This window comes from Saccharomonospora sp. CUA-673 (assembly GCF_001942305.1).
Classification (GTDB): domain Bacteria; phylum Actinomycetota; class Actinomycetes; order Mycobacteriales; family Pseudonocardiaceae; genus Prauserella.
In genome coordinates this window covers 15,181-31,755 of the sequence record NZ_MKKE01000042.1, presented here as the reverse complement: position 1 = coordinate 31,755, position 16,575 = coordinate 15,181, and the positions used below count along the sequence as shown (strand labels likewise).

Here is a 16,575-nt window from a genome sequence, read left to right as displayed (position 1 = left end):
AAAACGCCGAAGCAGACTTCAGGATCTCATTGGCTCTCTTCAACTCGCGGTTCTCACGCCGTAGCCGCTTCAGCTCATCGAGTTCATCACTGGAGGGACCGGGCTCTTCCCCAGCATCCCTGCGTGATTGCTTGGCCCAGTTATGCAGCGTGTGCGGTGAGACGCCGAGTTTCTCACCTGTGGCTTCAGCAGCCCTCCATCGCGAGGATTCCTGCACTCTGCGGTGATCTTCCATCATCCGCAGCGCCCGGTCCTTGAACTCCGGGGTATAAGACGTTCTGTTCCTGGTCATAATCCGATCCTCCTGAATCACATAGATCGGAACAAGACCCAGTACGGTTCAAAAAGCCGCCCGCCGACCAGGACACCACCCCTCTGCCACGCCCGGAGGAGGCCCTCTGCCATGCCTAGCCCGCCTCCGCTGACCATCGCGTTCCTCCTGGCCTCCTACACCCCGAACGCGCCGGCCGGGATCGAACGAGCCACCGCCGCCCTCGCCCACGGACTGCGCCAGCTCGGCCACCGCAGCCTCATCCTGACTGCCGCTCCGATCGGCACCCCTGACGACGACGTGGTGAGGGTGTGTTCGGTGGGCGTCGACTTCCCCTGCGACGACGATGAACTCCGCGACGCGATCAGCACCCACGGCCAGGACGCCCTGCTCGCCGCCGAACTGTGCGAGCTGTACCGCAAGCACCGGGTCGACGTCGCCATCTACACCGACGGCTTGTGGGGCCTCGGCAGAGCCGCGCCGGTCAGCCGGGCACGCTCGGTACTGGCCATGCACGTCGTCGGCCACGACCAAGACCTCCAGCCTGCCCTGGACCGCACCGACCTGGTCATCGCGCCGTCCCAGACGGTGCTCGGCCAGGCGCACGATCGCGGGTACGACACTGACCGTTGGCAGGTTGTGCCCAACGCCCTGCTCCATGACCACACACCGCCAGCCGACTCACGACGGGAAGCGCTGCGTCGGCACGGCCCGATCCGGATCCTGGCTCGGCTCGGGCCGGAGAAGACGTCCGGGCCTTGCTGGATGCCGGGCGCCTGGTCGACCGGACGGTCGAGGTGATCGTCGGCGAGGCCGGATTCGAGATCACCGCTGGCGGCCAGGCGGCTGAACTTGAAAAGTGCCGCTACTCGGCGGCCCACCTCAGGCTCGGCACCATCCACGGCGGCGGCCTGACCTGGGACCAGGTGCCGTCCTGGCTCGCGCAGGCCGCGGTGGTGATCGTGCCCTGCTGCGCGAGACTTTCGGGCTGGTCGCGCTCGAGGCGATGAGCGTCGGCACCCCGGTGGTCGCCTTCGACGTGGGCAACCTGCCCGCCCTGGTCGGTACCGGCGACGGGGCCGGTGGGGTGATCGTCCCTCGATTGTGGGGCGAGTGTGGCCTGTGGCGCGCCGCCGAGCAGCTGCTCGAAGATCCGCTACGCTACGCCGAACTATCCAGGGCTGCGTACTACCGCTCGCGGGACTATCTGCCCACCACAGTCGCCGAGACATTTGTAAAGGCGGTGCGGTGATGCCTGCTGGCGTCCCTTTGCTCCTGGTTGACGGTCACAACCTCCTCTGGCGCGCGGCGTTCGGGTTCCCCGCCGCGATCCTCTCCCGCGACAAGACTCGCGACCTGACTGCCGAGTTCGGGTTCTTCGCGCTCCTGCGCGTCGCCATCCGCGAAGAACTGCCCGAGCCGCCCGAGGTGCTCGTGGTGTTCGACGGCGAGCACGGTGCGGCCGAGCGCAAGGACAGCGACGCCGACTACAAGGCCAACCGCGTCCTCGACGAGGCCGCGCTCAAACCGTTGCGCGCGATCCCGCACGTCCAGCGGGCACTGACCGACTACGGCATCGCCTGGATCGAGATCGACACCGCCGAGGCCGACGACGTGATCGCCACCCTCGTCAAGGCCACCCGCAATCAGGCCCCCGAGCGGCAGGTGCGGATCATGTCCGGCGATCGCGACTTCTACCAACTCGTCGACGACCGGGTTCACGCGCTCAACACCGTGATGAAACGCGGCCGACGGCACATCGGCCCGGCCGAGGTCGTCGACCGCTACGGCGTCACACCGGACCAGTGGCCCGACTTCTGCGCGCTGAAGGGCGACTCCGCAGACAACATCCCAGGGGTGAAGGGGATCGGTGAAGGCACGGCCGCCAAGCTCCTGGCCGGCGGGCTGCGCCTCGACCAGCTTCTCACCTCCGGACGACTGACCGGGGCGAAGAAGACCAGGGTCACCGACGCCTGGGAGCAGGTGCTCGCTTGGCGCGACCTCATCCGGATGCGCACCGACCTCGATCTCCCACACCATCCGACCGGCCACCCCACGCGCGAGCTGCCCAAGCCGGCCGACGTCATCGAGAAACTCGGGCTCTGGTGACCGCCTCGCCGTTCACCGCTCCGGCGTCGGTGCTGACCGTGATGGCACACCCCGACGATGCCGAACTCTGGGCGGGCGGAACCCTCGCCCGTTGTTCCGCCTCCGGCGCCGCCGTCACCATCGCGATCCCGCACCACCCCGAACCAGTGCGGGATGCCGAAGCAGCGGCCGGAGCGGCGATCCTGGGGGCCAAGCTGTACCAGTACGACCAACCCACCGTGACGGCCCTGCGCGAACTGCTGCTCGCCGTCCGACCCGAGATCGTCATCACCCACCCCCTCCGCGACGTTCACCCCGACCACCGGAATCTCGCTGAAACGCTCGTCGCCGCCCTGCCCGAGGTCGTCATCGCCACCGGCCACCCACGCCGCGTCTACACCGCCGACACCTACAACAGCCTGACCGCCGATGGCCCCGTACCCGCGCACACCATCATCGACATCACCGATACCTACGAGATCAAGAAGCGCGCGCTCGCGGTCCACAACTCTCAGCCGATCAGCGACCACTTCGGCCCCATGGCAGAGACCCTCGCCCAGCTATGGGGCTCCCGAATCGGCGTGCACTACGCGGAGAACTTCGTACCGGTGCCCATCCTCGGCCGCCTCCCAGCGGCGTCGACATTGTGACCAGGCTCCGATCGAGGGGTTCCGTGCAACCCCTGTGACCTGCGCATACGTGAGATGTCGGTACGATGCGCCGGTGACTGACGGGGTGGTCTGCTGATGGGCGAGTCGGTGAGTCCGCTGGCCGCGTACCGCCTGGCCGCCGGCTTCACGCAGGAGAGCCTCGCCGAGCAACTGAGTATCGACCGCGGCACCATCGGCCGATGGGAACGGGGTACCCAAGCACCCCAGCCATGGCAACGACCGGACCTCGCGACAAGCCTGCGGATCTCCCTCGCTGAACTCGACGACATCCTGCACCGGACGAAACGCCAGACCGGCTCCAGGTCTGCCACCCCGACATCGAATAAGGCCACTCCAGCGGACGTACGGCGCAGCCAGCAGGAATGGCTCCACGTGCGAAACGCGCCAGGGGTACGAGGCCGCGAGCTGACCGAACTGGCGGCCTGGCTCTATCCGGAATCACAACGGGCACCCGGCGGTCACGTGCTCGCCGGTCCCGGCTGGCTGCTTGAGCAGCCAGTCCCCTTGGAGTCGGTGCGGCTGGCGTGGTCCGACCGGCAGCGACCGACTCGCCCGCTGGGATCGTTGGAGCACGTCCTGCCGCTGACCGACCGGGGCGAGCTGTACGCGGGTTACAGCCGAGCTGTGCGGGATCTTGTCCGCCCACGGCTGCTGGAGAACCGGCTGAGCTACCGGCTACTCGACCTGCAGTCCGATCACGGATTGGAGCTGAGTTTCGGAACAACCACCTTCTTCGAGGTGTTCGATGTCAAACAGGCCCTCGCGCACGAGTTCAAGGCTGCGTGGCTGGCCTCGAACCGCTCAGTGCCCGGCTGGAGCGCCCTTCCCTTGCGCGCGGCGATCGGTGATCCTTTCGACCCTCAGCGGCTGCTGATGTCGCCGGGGATCAGCACGCTGACCATCCGGCGTGACCGGACGGACGGTCAGCACCGGTTCGTGCTGCACGAGCGTGACGGCGGAAAAGTCGCGGACGGCGGCGGCCTGTGCCACGTGATGCCAGCCGGTGAATTCCAGCCATCCTCGGTCGATCTGGCCGACGTGCGCAACGACTTCTCGTTGTGGCGCAACATCATGCGCGAGTTCTCTGAGGAGTTCCTCGGAAACCCCGAGCACGACGGCTCGACGTCCCGACCGATCGACTACGCACATGAGGAGCCGTTCCGATCATTCGATCGAGCACGGGCCGAGGGTGGGCTTCGACTCTGGCACTACGGCCTGGCGATGGAGCCCTTGGAACTCGGGGCCGTCCAGATGACCGTGGCCGTGGTCGACGACGTGGTATTCGACCGACTGTTCGCCGACCTCGTGGACACCAACGACGAGGGACGGGTGATCGGCCGCGGCGGGCGAACCGACATGCCGTTCACAGCGGAGGCCATCGACCGGCTTGGCCCCCGGTTGTCAGCCAGTGCACTCACCTTGCTCCGCTTGGGCTGGCGTGATCGAGAACAGCTACTGGGTGATTGAGGCATCGTTGATCTACATTGGACGGTCGATGCAGTGTGCGCGACGACAACGGAAAGCTTAACCGTCGCAGCACAAGCGCCTCGCTACCTGTCCACAACAGAACCGGTTGCGTCGCGCAGAGCTGCGATAATTTGCGACCAGTCGAAGGTCGCCAGACCGTCCTCGGTGCGCCCGGTTATGGCGTCTGGATCGAGTAACACCACGCCGGCATTTGCAAGCCGGGCGATGCTGTCGGCGTAAGCAGGATGCTGGCGGAGTACGGGTTTGACGCACGGAGCTGCGACGATCGGGACTCCGGCACCGAGCATCTCGTTGAGCACGCCCAGCGCAAGCGTGTCGCTGGTGCCCGATGCCCACTTGTTGATCGAGTTGAACGTCGCCGGGGCCACCAGGACCGCTTCGGCTCGCGGGAGCGATTCCTCCTGCTGCCGGGGCGGTCGCGGGTGCACCCGTGTAAGGCACCCAGTGGTTGCGGCCAGGGCGTCTAGGTCGATCCACGTCGCAGCAGTCGGTGTCGCGATCACGCACACCGCCCAGCCGTCGGCGTACAGGGCTGGTATGAATTCCTCGAGCCGCAACACCGGCGGGGCAGCTGAGGTCACCAGGTAAATCCACCGCGGATCGACGTTCACGCGGCCACTCCGGCGCGCAAGGCGAGACCGCGCAAGGCCGGCACGTCACGGCGGCGCTCGCGGGCGAGCAAGTCCTCGATCAATGAGCGAGCGTTCGGGTTGGCCCGGACCAGCTCGGGTGCAACCCGCTCAGTTTCCAGCAGATGGATCACCGCCTGCGGGTCTTCGACTAGCTGCGCGTGCGCCCACGCGCTGTCCAGGTGGAACTGAGCCTGGCGTCCATTCAGGCCGACCGGCAACGCGGTGATGTCCAACTGCTCTGCCGTCGCGAGTGCACCTCGGGGATCGTTCAAGGCGACTGCCACTGACGTGCGATGGATCAGCACGTTCGTTGGGCCGAACGCGGTCCACCCGATGTTGCCGTCGGCGCCGAGCCACCGTGCCAGTTCGTCGGCGTGATCGAGCCGCTCGCGCGCTGCGGCAAAGTCGTTGCGACGTGCGGCAATGACCGAGCTGATCAGGGTCAACGCGCCTCGCCAGGTTGCACTCTGCGGATCCTGGCCTCGAAGACCGGCGGCGGAGACCGCTATCTGCTCGGCGTTCTCGCTATCGCCCGCGCGCAGCAGAGCGCACGCCCGCTGATATGCCGCCGCGGCGAGACCAAAGGTGTCCTCGGCCGACTCAGCCGCCTCCCGAGCCCGCTCAGCCGCGGCCCAACCCGCCTCACCGTCGCCAGCCTTGGTCGCCAGCTTGGCCGCCACGATTGCCACACTGCACTGCAGGCCGAGCGCTTCTCGTCGTTTTCGCGCTGGTCCGTCGGCTACCAGGGCGTCAACTGCCGCATTGACTTCAGGCAATCGCCGGGCAACGTCGCCATAGCGGGCGGCCTGATACTTCCGATGGAGATCTGTAACCCGCGCTGACGCGCTCACGAGGGTTGCCTGCTGGCGCAGGGGCTCCTCGCTGTGGGTGCCCAGCATGTGTTCGGAGGCGATCACGCCGGCGAGAAGGGCCGCGTCCACCATGACCTCGCGCCGCGTCGCCGAGGAGCGGCCCGCCGCCATTGTCTGCGGCGGATTGAGCAGGATGTCCAGTTCATCCAGGGACACCTTGAGCAACTTGGCTAGATCCGGACGCCTCCAGGGCTGGGGCGTCAGCGTTCCGCGTTCCCACCGCCCGGTTGTCGAGAGCTCCACCCCAAGCGCCTGGGCGAGGGTTTCCTGAGTGAACCCGAGAGCCTCGCGCCGTGCTGCGAGGGCATCTCGTCGTATCGCCATGATCGCTCCTGATTCGTTAACTCGCCCACGCTACCCGGCGTTGATCGGACCTGATCAGCGGCCATGTCAACAGCCAACGGCGGACGTTCAGGTCCAGACGTATGACCCAGGCCGCCCGTGCAATCGTCAGGGCGGGGTGGCCGCTGAAGGGATCAGCGCGCCTCGACCGCGTGCCCTGCCGCGAGCCTGCGCACATACGCGCGGATTCGGTCGCGATCCTCGGGGAACACGCTCTCCCACGATTCGTTCAGGTCGACCCACTTCGGCGGCTGTCCCTTCTCCCCGCCGAGTGGCGTGTCGCGGCTGATGACGGCTCCGTACGACAGGCTCAGCGTCGGCGTCCAGTCGGCGCGGAAAGAGCGGACAGCGACGGCCGCTGGCACTGACAGCAGCTTGCCCAGCAGGCCGGTCTCCTCCAAGAGTTCACGGGCTGCTGCGTCGCGAGGAGTCTCGCCTGGCTCGACGGTTCCGCCAGGCGGTACCCAGCCTCGCACCCGGTGCCGCACGAGCAGCACGTGGCGGTGCTCCGGGTCGGTGACCCAGACCTCGGCCGCGAGCGGCTCCAACGCGGTCGAACGTGCGCGCAGCCACGCCTGAGCGCCGTCGAATTCGGTCTCGGCAAGGCGGGCATCGACGGCCGCAGCGTCGATGGTCGCCTGGTCAGGCATCGTGTTCGATGCGCTCGAAGATGTCGATGTCCGTCGCCTTCTGCCAGTCCGGTAAGTCGTTCCAGTCCGCGACGTACGACGGCTTCGGCTCGGGGAAGTGCTTGAAGATCTGGCCGATCCAGCACAACGCCACAAAGCGGCCTTTCTGGTCTGGGGTCAGTTTGGTGGTGGCGCCGTCGGTGGCCTTGATGAAGGCGAGGACCTGGTCGTACACGGCGGTCGCGGCGTCGCGTTCCCAGTCCGGGGTCTGGTCCCACGGGGTGATGTAGCCAGGCTTCGGCTCACCGGGGTAGTGCTTGGTGACTCCGGCTATCCACGCCTCGCGGAACACGCGGCCACGGTCGTTGTGCATTCGTTCGTCCTCCATCACGCGGCGCGGTTGCCGACGAGTCAGTGATCTCGGCATCGAGTCGCTGGATTTGTTGGTCGTTGAGCAAGGAAGCGAGGTGCGTGCTTGACGTGGGACTTGGGGCTGTGTCCTCGGAGATCGTCAGCCGGGTGGCGATTCCTGCGTTGGTCTTGCCGTCGCCCAAAAGCCTGAGTACTTCCAGCTGACGCGGGGTGAGCGCGGACTCCACGAAGGACCGGGTCGGCACCGGGCCGGGCGGCGGCGCCACGGGGTCACCGATGACCGGTGCAGCCGGGAGGCCGGTACGCAGGATCCGGTCCATGGTGTTGGCGATGTTCATCGTGAACTGATCGACCTCGGTCCGCAGCGACTGGACGCGTTCGACCAGCACGGTGCGGCGGAACACGATGCCGAGCCCCTGGGCGAACATGCCGAACACCTCGCGGTCTAACTCGTCGACCTGACGCCTCTGGACGTGCCGGTCCGCGTGCACCAGCCCGAGGACGCCGTCGTCGCTGAGCACGGCAGCGACCACATAGGACTCCATTCGAGCGGCCTCGACCAGGCAGGCGAGCCCACGTACTTCGCGCTGCGTATCCGCGACGAGCAGCGCACGTCGTCTGCGCACGGCCTCGGTCTCGACGAGGGTGCGGTCCAGCACCGGGGATTCCGTGCGGCCGATCCGCAGGATCTCCGCAGCCCAGCCGGGATCACCCAGCACGGTGCAGGACTGTGGTATCCACACCGATTCGCGGATCTCGGAGAACAGCGCTCGGTCGAAGCCGAGCTGGCATACGGCCTCCGGCACGCGTTCCACGAGCCGGGCCACCGAGCGCGCGTCCTGCAACCGGTCCAATGCTTCCTGGACTTGAGTGTGGACTCTCACGCGGAGTTCGAGTTGAGCCTGTCGCAGTCGCTCGCGGACATCGGAGACCTCGATGAACAGGTTCAGGACCTCGCCGGTATGGCCTGCGGTGGCACGTTGGCCGACCCGCTCGGCGATTTCGGCCAGAATCTCTTGCGCGGCAACGAAATCGTCGGCCACGTCCGGGTCTGGACCACCGCCGAACAGAGCCCGGGCTCGTGCGGTGACCGCCCGGATCTCGCGCAAGACGACTTTGGGAATACGGTGCCCTCGGCCGAGCCGAGGCGGAGTCAACGTTGACTTCATGGTTTCCTCTCAAGCCGGGACGAGACACGGGGCGCGGACCCGCTCGTGACCTCGTCGTCGAACGCGTCCGGCGCGGCGCTGTGCCTTGAGGATCAGGCGTCGGCGGAAACGGCTGTGGTGACGGCGAATCCCGCAACCCACTCTGGTACCGGCTCGTAGAACCGGTAGTTAATCACGTAATTCCCGCGGGCTGCCATCGCGGCGTACGCGGCGATCCAGGTTCGCACCTCGTGTGAGGAGTTCCCAGCCTGCTCGGCGAACCATGCGTTGTCCCAGGCGTCGACGTGCTGGAGCTCGCCTGCCGAAATCAGATCAAGGAACTGTCGATCCCACTCCGGATTGATCGGCCGCATCGACGACGTGCCCGCGGCTAGCTCCAGACCGGAGGCGATCACCCTGGACTGCCGCCGTGCGCGCTCTTCAGGCGTCGGGTTACGGCCGTCGATCAGCCGGGCGGCGACCTCTTCGGTGGCGTTTTCCAGTTGCGGCACCGGGGGATCGTGCGAGAGTCCGCCGGAGCCGAGGAACAGCACGCGCCGCTCGGCGATGTGTGCGCTCGCGTGGCCGACCGCCGTGCCGAGTTGCCGGATGCGGCCGACGGGGCAGAGTGGTGTGGCAACCGAGTTAATGAAGATGGGGACGACGGGAACTTTGTCGAGCCCGTCGAAAAGGATCTGCAGCGGCTGGGAAAACCCGTGGTCGACGTACATCCGTTCGGACACGGCGATATCGATCCCGGCCGCCAGCACGTCCTTGGCCATTGTCCGCGCGGATTTGGCGACCGAGAGTTCGCCAGCCGGAGTGTTGTAATCACCGAGCGCGGTGGCGTGCGTTCCGATACAGAATTGCGGCATCATGTCGTAGAAGAAGCCATTGTAGTGATCGGGCGCGAAGAGTACAACGAGGTTTGGATCGAATTCCGCGATGAAACTTCGCGCCTGGTCGAAAGCCATCTCGACTCGCTTCTCGACAGCTTTCGCCGGATGGTTGAACCCGATCAGCGGCGAATGGGACAGGGCGCACACAGCAACGGGCATCGAGCCACCAGCCTTTCTTTGTACTCATGTTCCAGGTGAAACATGCTAGAATCTTAGCACCCCTGGTCTCGACGAGGCAACAGAAGGGCATCTGGCATGGCAGCATCGATCGGGAATCGCAGCAAAGGCAGTCACAGGGCTCGGACAAAGCGAAGGAAGATGGAAAAATGTCACCGGATCAGCTCTGCCGCCTACGCCGCAGTCGCGCTGACGAGCGCGGTCGTGGTCGGCAGCGGGGTGCTGCTGGTCGAACCCGTCGCCGATGGGCGGCGCCTGCCCCTTTTCACGACGGACCGGGCACAGGCGACCACGCCGGTTCCGCAGGCATGGTCGTTCGTGTCTGGGGCCCGGCTCCCAGTTACGCTCCCAGAAGTTTCGGTGCTGCCGCCGCTCGCCGCGCCGGTGGGCCACCGACGCGGCGCTGCCACCGGACCTGGTGCGAGTTCGGGCATTCCGGCCACGGTTCTCGACGCCTACCGTCGGGCCGAGACCTTGCTAGCTCGCGAGAATCCGGGCTGTCACCTGGCTTGGGTGTTGCTCGCGGGTATCGGCAAGATCGAGTCGAACCACGCCCGACGTGGCGACGTTGACGCACAGGGAACAATGGTCCGCCCGATTTACGGCCCCGCCCTGGACGGTTCGCCAGGTTTCGCGAGTATCGTCGACCGGCAGAGCGGGCAGTGGGCACGTGCTGCCGGCCCAATGCAGTTCATTCCGTCGACATGGGAAAAGTGGGGCACGGATGGATCGGGTGACGGCAACGCTGATGTGCAGAACATCTACGATTCCTCGGAGTCGGCGGGGCGGTATCTCGGCGCGGCCGATCGCGACCTTAAAACCGCGACGGGACTGCGCAGTGCCATCCTCAGTTACAACAGGTCTGAGGATTATTTGAACAAGGTCATGGCCTGGATGCGAGCTTATTCCGCCGGGTCGTTCGCAGTCCCGGACGCGCCCGGAAACGCAGACCAGGACCCGACACACGGCGAGAACGTCGACCGCGCTCCGGCTCGCCCAGCCTCGGCATCGCACGGTGGTGTGGCCGACCCCGCTCCGGCGAGGTCCGCGCCCGCCGAGCCGGTTAAGCCGCCCGCTCGATCCGCACCCGCACCGACTCCCGCACCGACTCCCGCACCCGCACCGATCGCCGAGCTGCCGGTCAGCGTGTCGGCGCCGCTGGATGGTGTGGTCACGACCGTCGGGCAGACGGTGGGTGGGCTCCTCGGCCCTCTCCGCGCATCTGAATCTCGATAAACGGACTGATGGCGCCGCCCAGTTACAGAGGCGGCGCCATCAGTCCGTTTATCGACCGGCCGCGCCGCATGCACAGCGCGGTCTGGCGAGGTTCAGGAGTCCGAGTCCCGGACTTCGCCGACGAGCCGGCGCCAGCGGCGGCCGTTCTCCCGCGCGCCTTCGGCATAGGCCTCGGGGACGACGTGGTACGGCGGGCGCACGGGGCCTGCGGTGACGTAGCCGGCCTCGTCGAAGCGCAGCTTCTCGAGACTGATGTTGTACTTGGAGAACTCGCCGAAGTTCGTCCTGGCGAGGAAAGGCTCGTAGGTCCACTCGATGCGGTGGGTGAGGTGCCGTGCCGCCTCGACGTCGCCGGAGCGGATCGCGTCGCGCAGGGCGAGCACGGGTTGTGGGCCGCACAGGGCGCTGCTGCTCCAGCAGCCGAGTGACGTTTCTGGGTGGAGCGTATGGGCCGCGAGCCAGTCGCTCTCCAGCGGCAGCAGTCGGAGCCGCCCGCTGACCGCGGCCACGTCCGCGGTGAACTTGGGTGTGATCGCGATGTACTTCGCACCGATGATCTGGGGCACCTTGGCTAGCTCGGCGTAGACCGCAGACGGGATCGGCCCCTTGAACGCCTCAGGGTTGTCGTAGAGGACGATCGCCATGTCCGGGAACAGGTTCGCGACGTCCCGGTAGAAGGCGAGCAGGGCGTCGGCGCCGAGTGCGCTCCACATCGGACGGCCGAGGATGACCCCGCGCACGCCGAGGTCCCGCAGGAAGCGGATCCGGTCGATGGTGTCCCTCGTGTTGGGGGTGGTCGCGCCGACGAACAACGGTAGGTCCGATGAGGTGTCCGAAACCGCGTCCGCGACGCAGGCGGTGAAGGCCTGCCATTCGTCCAGCGTCAGGGTCGCCATCTCACCGAGTGTGCCGTTGGTGATGATCCCGTCCACGCCGTCGGCGACGAGCGCACGGATCATCCGGTCGGACTCGTCGAGGTCGACGGTGTCGCGTGCGGTGAGCTCGGCCGCCCCGGGCAGCGCGGGGGTCGGGGCGACGGCGATGACGCCACGCACGTCGTCGACACCGAACTTCTGTGCCATGGGGCTCTCCTTGTGCTCGCTGGGAAAGGGCGCTTGGCCCGGCGGGTCAGGTGGGGGGGGCTTACTGACCCGCCGGGCCAACCGGCTTTTTTGGGGGACTTTCAGGAAGTGCGGCCGAACGACTCCGGTGGCTGGAGCCCCCACGGGCTGAACGCCTTCGGGAAGTCGTCCCACACCACGGGGTCGTTGCGGCGCACCCGCGGCATCTCGGCCGACAGCTCGTAGCGGTTGCCCGCGGCCCAGAAGTAGGTGTAGACGTTGCCGCCCACGCCGTGGCGGCCCGGCCCGACCTCGATCGGCACGTTGTGCAGGGCGAGCTCGTCGGCGGCCAGCTTGAGATGGTCGAACGACTCCATCCCGAGTGCGTAGTGGTGTAGCGACTTACCGGCTTCGGGGGTGGAGATGATCGCGATGTCGTGGTGCAGCGTACTGGCCCGGCACCAGGCCGCTCCGATGACTCCGGGCGCCGGGGCGATGATATCGGAGATCTGGAAGTCCAGCAGCTCGACCAGGAAGTCGACCAGCGGTTTCGGGTCCTGTGCCTGCACGGTGATGTGGTCGAAGTCCAGCGCGCGGATCCCGCCTCGGTGAGGGGCCTTCGACGGGTGGATGTACTGCGGTCCGGTCGAGAGCAGCGCCAGTTCCATGACGTGCCCGGAGGGTGCCTGGAACTGCAGCGACTGGACCACACCGGGGTGTTCGTCAGTGCGGGTCTCGGTCGCAACGCCGGCTTCGGCGAGACGCTTCGCGTAGCGGTCGAGGTCGGCGACGTCGTCGACGCGCAGCGCGAACTTCCGAACCCCGGTCCCGCCGGCGGTCAGCACCAGGTCGCAGCCGCCGTCGATACCGACGGACAGCCGCACCGCGCCGTCGGACCGGCCGAGTTCCTGCATGCCGAGGACGTCGGTGTGGAAGCCGATCGCCTCGTCCAGATCGGCTACGGCGAGTTCGGCGTGAGCCACCTGTGAAATGCCCATCAGTAGGTCAACTCCTATCCACTTTGTCGTAAGAGATGTTCCCGGCGCTTTCCCGCCGGTTGATGCCGAGGCCATCGAGTTGCCGCGAGTTCTCGACGAGGATCATGCGAACGCGTTCGGTGCCGTCGTTGTAGTGCCGGTGCCAGACCCACGGCGGGGTGTAGACGAAGTCCCCGGCCGACCACCGGAGTGTTTCCGGTCCGATCTCGGAGTAGCCGCTGCCCTCGAGCACGCAGTGCACGGACTCGTGCACATGGCGCTGGAGGTCGGTCGCCGTGCCTGCCGGAATTTCCTGGAGGTAGAACTCCATCGACTTCGCCGGCAGGTCGGCCAGCACTCCGACCCGGCTGGGGTTGCCGGTCACGTCCTCCTCAAGCCACCGGGCACTCGCCGAAGGGGTGATCAGGTTGCCCGGCATCGACCGCTCCGGGTCGTAGTCCTTCATCTCGTGGAGCTTGTGCATCCACTGCTCGAAATTTGTCATAATTCTCCCCTAGGTTGAGGTCATCCCGCCGTCGACGACGTGTGTCTGCCCGGTCTGGAACCCAGCGAAGTCCGAGCAGAGGTGGGTCACCAGCTCGGCGATCTCGTCGGGACGTCCCCACCGGCCGATGGGCAACTCGGTGGCGAGCTGCCGTTGTTCCAGCTCGGCCACCGGCACGTCGCCGCCGCGCGCGCGCCGCGGCGAGCGCGCGCCGCCGCGGCGTGTCGATGTGGGCGGGGGCGATGACGTGCGTGGTGACGCCGTTTGGAGCCACCTCGGCGGCCAGTGACCGCGCCAGCGCGGCCACTCCGGCCCGCATCACGTTGGACAGGTGCAGCAGTGGCAACGGCTTGACCACGCCGACCGAGGTGACGTAGATCAGCCGTCCCCACCCGGCCGCCGACATCGCCGGCAATACCGCGCTGGTCAGGGAGATCGCGCTGTTCAGCAGGAGACGGTATGCCGAATCCCAGTCCTCCTCCGAGAGTTCGGAGGCCTTCGCCGCGCGCGTGCCGCCGGTGTTAGACACCAGGATGTCGATGCCGCCGAGCGCCTCGCGCGCGGCGGCGGCTGCGGTGGCCGCGGCACCGGGCTGGGTGAAGTCAGCAATCGCCCAGTCCGCCGCACCGATATCACGGGCGACCTCGCCGGTGTGCGGCCCGGTTCCCGTGATGAAGACCTCTGCCCCGTCTGCCCGTAGAGAAGCCGCGATCGCGGCGCCGAGCCCACTCGACCCGGCGGTGACCAGGGCCCGCCGGCCGCGCACCCTCATGCCGCAGCACCCTCGCCAGTGCCGCCGGACAGGACGCCGGCTTGCCCGATCGACGTGGCCAGCAGCCCATCGATCAGGTCGAGCGGTTCGGTCCAGTCGTACTGGTTGAACTGGGTGTTGATGCGGAGGAATAGCGGGTCACCGGCGTAGAACCGCTCGTAGAGTTCGTGGCGGCCGCCGAAGGCGGAGACCGCGAGATCGGCGGCCACCTTGTAGATCGCGATGCGGTCCAGGCTGTTCGTCTCGGGGCCGCGGTAGAACCGGGTGATGTCCTCGGCGATCGGTGAGTCGAACGCGCTTACGTCGGCTGGCTGGTAGAGCAAGCCACCGGCGAGAATCTGCTGCAGGATCTCCCGGACCCGCGGGTACCAGCGGTTCCCGGAGTTGCGGATCGCGTAGAGCGGGCGGACGTCGGGGAACAGGAAGCCCTCCTCGTTGCGCTGTGCACCGGACTCGGCCGCGAGGACGGCCGCCCTGGTCAGTTCGATGTAGGTGGTGATCTCGCCGAGCGCGTCGCGGACCTGGGGGAACTGGTCGGTCTTGACGATCTCGGTCGCGCGCTTGGCGATGCCCGCGACGAACTGGAGCTTCGCTAGCATCCGGACCGAGGTCTGGACGCCGGTGAAGGCGTTGGAGTTGATCGCCCAGATTTTGTTCACTCGCTCGTAGTCCTGATTGATGAAGACCCGGTCCCAAGGCACCAGCACTTCGTCGAACACGATCACGGCGTCCATCTCGTCGAACCGGCTGGACAGCGGGTGATCGAAGGCATTCCCCCCGCCGAACGGCTCGCGGCAGATCAGTCGGACGCCCGGCGCGTCGGCCGGGATGGCGAACGCGATGGCGTAGGGCTTCTCCTCGGCCGCGTACTTCCGTAGCGAGAACGGCCAGACCAGGATCTCGTCGGAGTACGGCGCGGCCGTCGCGAGCATCTTCGCGCCACTCACGATGATGCCGTCCGGAGTCTCGCGTTTCACGCCGAGGTAGGTGTAGGGGTCAGGCTGCTGCGACGGCGGCTTCGAACGGTCGACCGGCGGGTCCGCCAGCGCGTGGGACAAGAACAGGTCGTTGTCCCGCACGTACTTGTAGTACGCGCGCACCCGGTCGGCGCCGTCGCCGAAGAACTCGGCGTTGGCGTTCCACGCCACCAGCATCGCGCTGACGAAGTCCGTGCTGCGCCCCATCATGCCGAAGCTGGAATCCGCCCACTGCTTGTGCATGACGCGGCGGAGCTCGAGGTCCTCCGCAGTGCGGGGCATCAGGAACTGCACGCCTTCCTTGGGAGCACCGCCGTCGGGCGCGAAGAGCATGCTGTCGGTCTGGAACTGCAGGTCGTAAAGGCGGGCGATCTCGGCCGCGGCGCCGGACGTCGCCTTGTGCCCGGCCACGTCGGTGATCTTCTCGGCCCCGACCCACAGCTCGGGACTGTGTGCGCGCAGCCGGTCGAGGTACGCGGTGCCGTTTCGTGCGGTCATCACTTTCCTTTCAGGAACCTAACGTGGGTCTCGTTGAACTGGTCCGGCTTCTCCCACTGCGGCCAGTGGCCGGCGCCCTCGATGACTTCGAGACGGCTGCCGGGGATGAGCTCTTCCAGTAGCGCGGCTTCCTCGACGGAGGCCGTCGGGTCGTGGTCGGTCCACAGCAGCAGGGTCGGCGAGACGATGCGGCCGCACCACTCCGAGGACCAGACGTACGGGCGCCGGTGTTCCCAGTCCTGCACCGCGAGGATGTTGCGCATCGCGTCCTCGAACCCCGGCTGGGTGTAGATCCGCAACCGCAGGTCGACGAGCTCGTCGGTGACGAGGCTCTTGTCGTGGAAAAGCCATTCGACCCTGGTGCGCACGGTCTGCCTGCTCGCTTCGCGGACCGCCTTCATGCTCGATTCCTTCAGCCCGGCCATCACCTCCGGCTTGTTGGTGACGTTGCCGGGAGTGTTGAGCACCAGCCGATCGATCCGTTCGGGGTGGTGTGCCGCGGCCCACGCCGCCACCCAGCCGCCGAGCGATTCGCCGGAGAGATGCGCTTTTCCAATGTCCAGCGCGTCCAGCAGCGCGATCAGGTGATCGCTGAGGTAGTCGATCGTGTAGGGCCGGTCAGGTTTCGCCGAAAGCCCGTGCCCCGCCATGTCGTAGAGGACGATCCGGAATTCCTTCGCCAGATCGCGGACGTTGCGCGAATACGCCTCCAGATGCCCGCCCGTGCCGTGCACCATGACCAGTGCCGGACCGGTACCCGCTTCTACCACCCGGGTGGCGATGCCGGCCGCGTCCACGGTCCGCTGGCGCAACTCGACGCCCGCCAAATCGCCCCAGATGCTTACGTGCTGCTCCACAGCATTCCTTCCTGTCGCAACCTGCCTCCATTTTGACATACTAGAATCTCAGAAGCAACAAGCTTGTCGTCGCTCGATGGCGAAAACGGTTGCCATGGTCGTA

Annotated in this window: 21 protein-coding genes and 1 pseudogene; 8 read left to right on the top strand and 14 right to left on the bottom strand. The window is 66.9% G+C overall.

All coding sequences use genetic code 11. The annotated features are described in order from the left end of the window. Positions 1 to 292 (bottom strand): transposase (locus BJF85_RS18145; RefSeq protein WP_139320562.1); only part of this gene is annotated, 292 nt, incomplete at its 3' end. Positions 293 to 403: 111 nt separating this feature from the next. Here BJF85_RS18145 and BJF85_RS30390 point away from each other — a divergent pair. The 6 genes from BJF85_RS30390 to BJF85_RS18125 all read left to right on the top strand — a co-directional run bounded on the left by BJF85_RS30390 (position 404) and on the right by BJF85_RS18125 (position 4,497). Then, a complete protein-coding gene (locus tag BJF85_RS30390; RefSeq protein ID WP_255375730.1) occupies positions 404 to 1,072 on the top strand; it encodes a glycosyltransferase family 4 protein in 669 nt (222 codons plus the stop codon). Continuing rightward, positions 1,030 to 1,281 (top strand): hypothetical protein, encoded by a 252-nt coding sequence (locus BJF85_RS30385; protein WP_255375729.1) that lies wholly within the window; start codon positions 1,030 to 1,032, stop codon positions 1,279 to 1,281. The genes BJF85_RS30390 and BJF85_RS30385 overlap by 43 nt, the downstream gene beginning before the upstream one ends. After that, entirely contained in the window at positions 1,278 to 1,523 is a 246-nt protein-coding gene (locus tag BJF85_RS30380; RefSeq protein WP_255375728.1) for a hypothetical protein, read from the top strand. Before BJF85_RS30385 ends, BJF85_RS30380 begins: the two co-directional genes overlap by 4 nt. Positions 1,524 to 1,540: 17 nt before the next feature. Then, positions 1,541 to 2,380 (top strand): 5'-3' exonuclease H3TH domain-containing protein, encoded by an 840-nt coding sequence (locus BJF85_RS18135; protein ID WP_020501068.1) that lies wholly within the window; start codon positions 1,541 to 1,543, stop codon positions 2,378 to 2,380. After that, on the top strand, positions 2,377 to 3,009 hold the full coding sequence (locus BJF85_RS18130; protein WP_020501067.1) for a PIG-L deacetylase family protein: 633 nt from the start codon (positions 2,377 to 2,379) through the stop codon (positions 3,007 to 3,009). Before BJF85_RS18135 ends, BJF85_RS18130 begins: the two co-directional genes overlap by 4 nt. Positions 3,010 to 3,105: 96 nt before the next feature. Beyond that, positions 3,106 to 4,497 (top strand): helix-turn-helix transcriptional regulator, encoded by a 1,392-nt coding sequence (locus BJF85_RS18125; protein WP_020501066.1) that lies wholly within the window; start codon positions 3,106 to 3,108, stop codon positions 4,495 to 4,497. 83 nt (positions 4,498 to 4,580) lie between these two features. Here BJF85_RS18125 and BJF85_RS18120 read toward each other — a convergent pair whose 3' ends face one another. The 5 genes from BJF85_RS18120 to BJF85_RS18100 form a co-directional block, all read right to left on the bottom strand. Then, positions 4,581 to 5,129, bottom strand: coding sequence for a flavoprotein (locus BJF85_RS18120; RefSeq protein ID WP_020501065.1), 549 nt, complete (start codon positions 5,127 to 5,129; stop codon positions 4,581 to 4,583). After that, positions 5,126 to 6,346 (bottom strand): helix-turn-helix transcriptional regulator, encoded by a 1,221-nt coding sequence (locus BJF85_RS18115; RefSeq protein WP_020501064.1) that lies wholly within the window; start codon positions 6,344 to 6,346, stop codon positions 5,126 to 5,128. Before BJF85_RS18115 ends, BJF85_RS18120 begins: the two co-directional genes overlap by 4 nt. A gap of 152 nt (positions 6,347 to 6,498) precedes the next feature. Continuing rightward, the gene (locus BJF85_RS18110; RefSeq protein WP_083666519.1) at positions 6,499 to 7,014 is read right to left on the bottom strand and encodes an NUDIX hydrolase; all 516 of its coding nucleotides are present in this window, start codon (positions 7,012 to 7,014) and stop codon (positions 6,499 to 6,501) included. After that, the gene (locus tag BJF85_RS18105) at positions 7,007 to 7,366 is read right to left on the bottom strand and encodes a hypothetical protein (protein WP_075849235.1); all 360 of its coding nucleotides are present in this window, start codon (positions 7,364 to 7,366) and stop codon (positions 7,007 to 7,009) included. The genes BJF85_RS18110 and BJF85_RS18105 overlap by 8 nt, the downstream gene beginning before the upstream one ends. Then, the gene (locus tag BJF85_RS18100; protein WP_255375727.1) at positions 7,296 to 8,249 is read right to left on the bottom strand and encodes a LuxR C-terminal-related transcriptional regulator; all 954 of its coding nucleotides are present in this window, start codon (positions 8,247 to 8,249) and stop codon (positions 7,296 to 7,298) included. Before BJF85_RS18100 ends, BJF85_RS18105 begins: the two co-directional genes overlap by 71 nt. Positions 8,250 to 8,261: 12 nt before the next feature. On the opposite strand from BJF85_RS18100, the gene BJF85_RS30375 reads away from it, so the two are divergent. Then, positions 8,262 to 8,528 carry a hypothetical protein gene (locus BJF85_RS30375; protein WP_255375726.1) on the top strand — a complete coding sequence of 89 codons (267 nt, stop codon included), beginning with the start codon at positions 8,262 to 8,264 and terminating at the stop codon, positions 8,526 to 8,528. Between the two features lie 98 nt (positions 8,529 to 8,626). Here BJF85_RS30375 and BJF85_RS18095 read toward each other — a convergent pair whose 3' ends face one another. Then, complete coding sequence (locus tag BJF85_RS18095; protein WP_026197884.1) at positions 8,627 to 9,571, bottom strand: 3-carboxyethylcatechol 2,3-dioxygenase; 945 nt, start codon at positions 9,569 to 9,571, stop codon at positions 8,627 to 8,629. Between the two features lie 96 nt (positions 9,572 to 9,667). On the opposite strand from BJF85_RS18095, the gene BJF85_RS18090 reads away from it, so the two are divergent. Next, positions 9,668 to 10,825, top strand: coding sequence for a lytic transglycosylase domain-containing protein (locus BJF85_RS18090; protein ID WP_222844579.1), 1,158 nt, complete (start codon positions 9,668 to 9,670; stop codon positions 10,823 to 10,825). Between the two features lie 92 nt (positions 10,826 to 10,917). Here the strand turns inward: BJF85_RS18090 and BJF85_RS18085 are convergent, their stop codons facing one another. The 7 genes and pseudogenes from BJF85_RS18085 to BJF85_RS18060 form a co-directional block, all read right to left on the bottom strand. Continuing rightward, positions 10,918 to 11,907 carry a dihydrodipicolinate synthase family protein gene (locus BJF85_RS18085; protein ID WP_075849231.1) on the bottom strand — a complete coding sequence of 330 codons (990 nt, stop codon included), beginning with the start codon at positions 11,905 to 11,907 and terminating at the stop codon, positions 10,918 to 10,920. 101 nt (positions 11,908 to 12,008) lie between these two features. Further along, entirely contained in the window at positions 12,009 to 12,884 is an 876-nt protein-coding gene (locus tag BJF85_RS18080) for a VOC family protein (RefSeq protein ID WP_075849229.1), read from the bottom strand. Between the two features lie 7 nt (positions 12,885 to 12,891). Further along, on the bottom strand, positions 12,892 to 13,368 hold the full coding sequence (locus BJF85_RS18075) for a cupin domain-containing protein (RefSeq protein WP_026197883.1): 477 nt from the start codon (positions 13,366 to 13,368) through the stop codon (positions 12,892 to 12,894). Positions 13,369 to 13,377: 9 nt separating this feature from the next. Continuing rightward, a complete protein-coding gene (locus tag BJF85_RS30370; protein ID WP_255375725.1) occupies positions 13,378 to 13,539 on the bottom strand; it encodes an SDR family oxidoreductase in 162 nt (53 codons plus the stop codon). Between the two features lie 70 nt (positions 13,540 to 13,609). Then, positions 13,610 to 14,140: pseudogene (locus BJF85_RS18070) on the bottom strand (SDR family NAD(P)-dependent oxidoreductase); the annotation flags it as partial. After that, on the bottom strand, positions 14,137 to 15,615 hold the full coding sequence (locus tag BJF85_RS18065; protein ID WP_075849227.1) for a 4-hydroxyphenylacetate 3-hydroxylase family protein: 1,479 nt from the start codon (positions 15,613 to 15,615) through the stop codon (positions 14,137 to 14,139). The pseudogene BJF85_RS18070 and the gene BJF85_RS18065, both read right to left, overlap by 4 nt. Continuing rightward, positions 15,615 to 16,472, bottom strand: coding sequence for an alpha/beta fold hydrolase (locus BJF85_RS18060; RefSeq protein ID WP_020501053.1), 858 nt, complete (start codon positions 16,470 to 16,472; stop codon positions 15,615 to 15,617). The genes BJF85_RS18065 and BJF85_RS18060 overlap by 1 nt, the downstream gene beginning before the upstream one ends. Between the last annotated feature and the right edge of the window lie 103 nt (positions 16,473 to 16,575).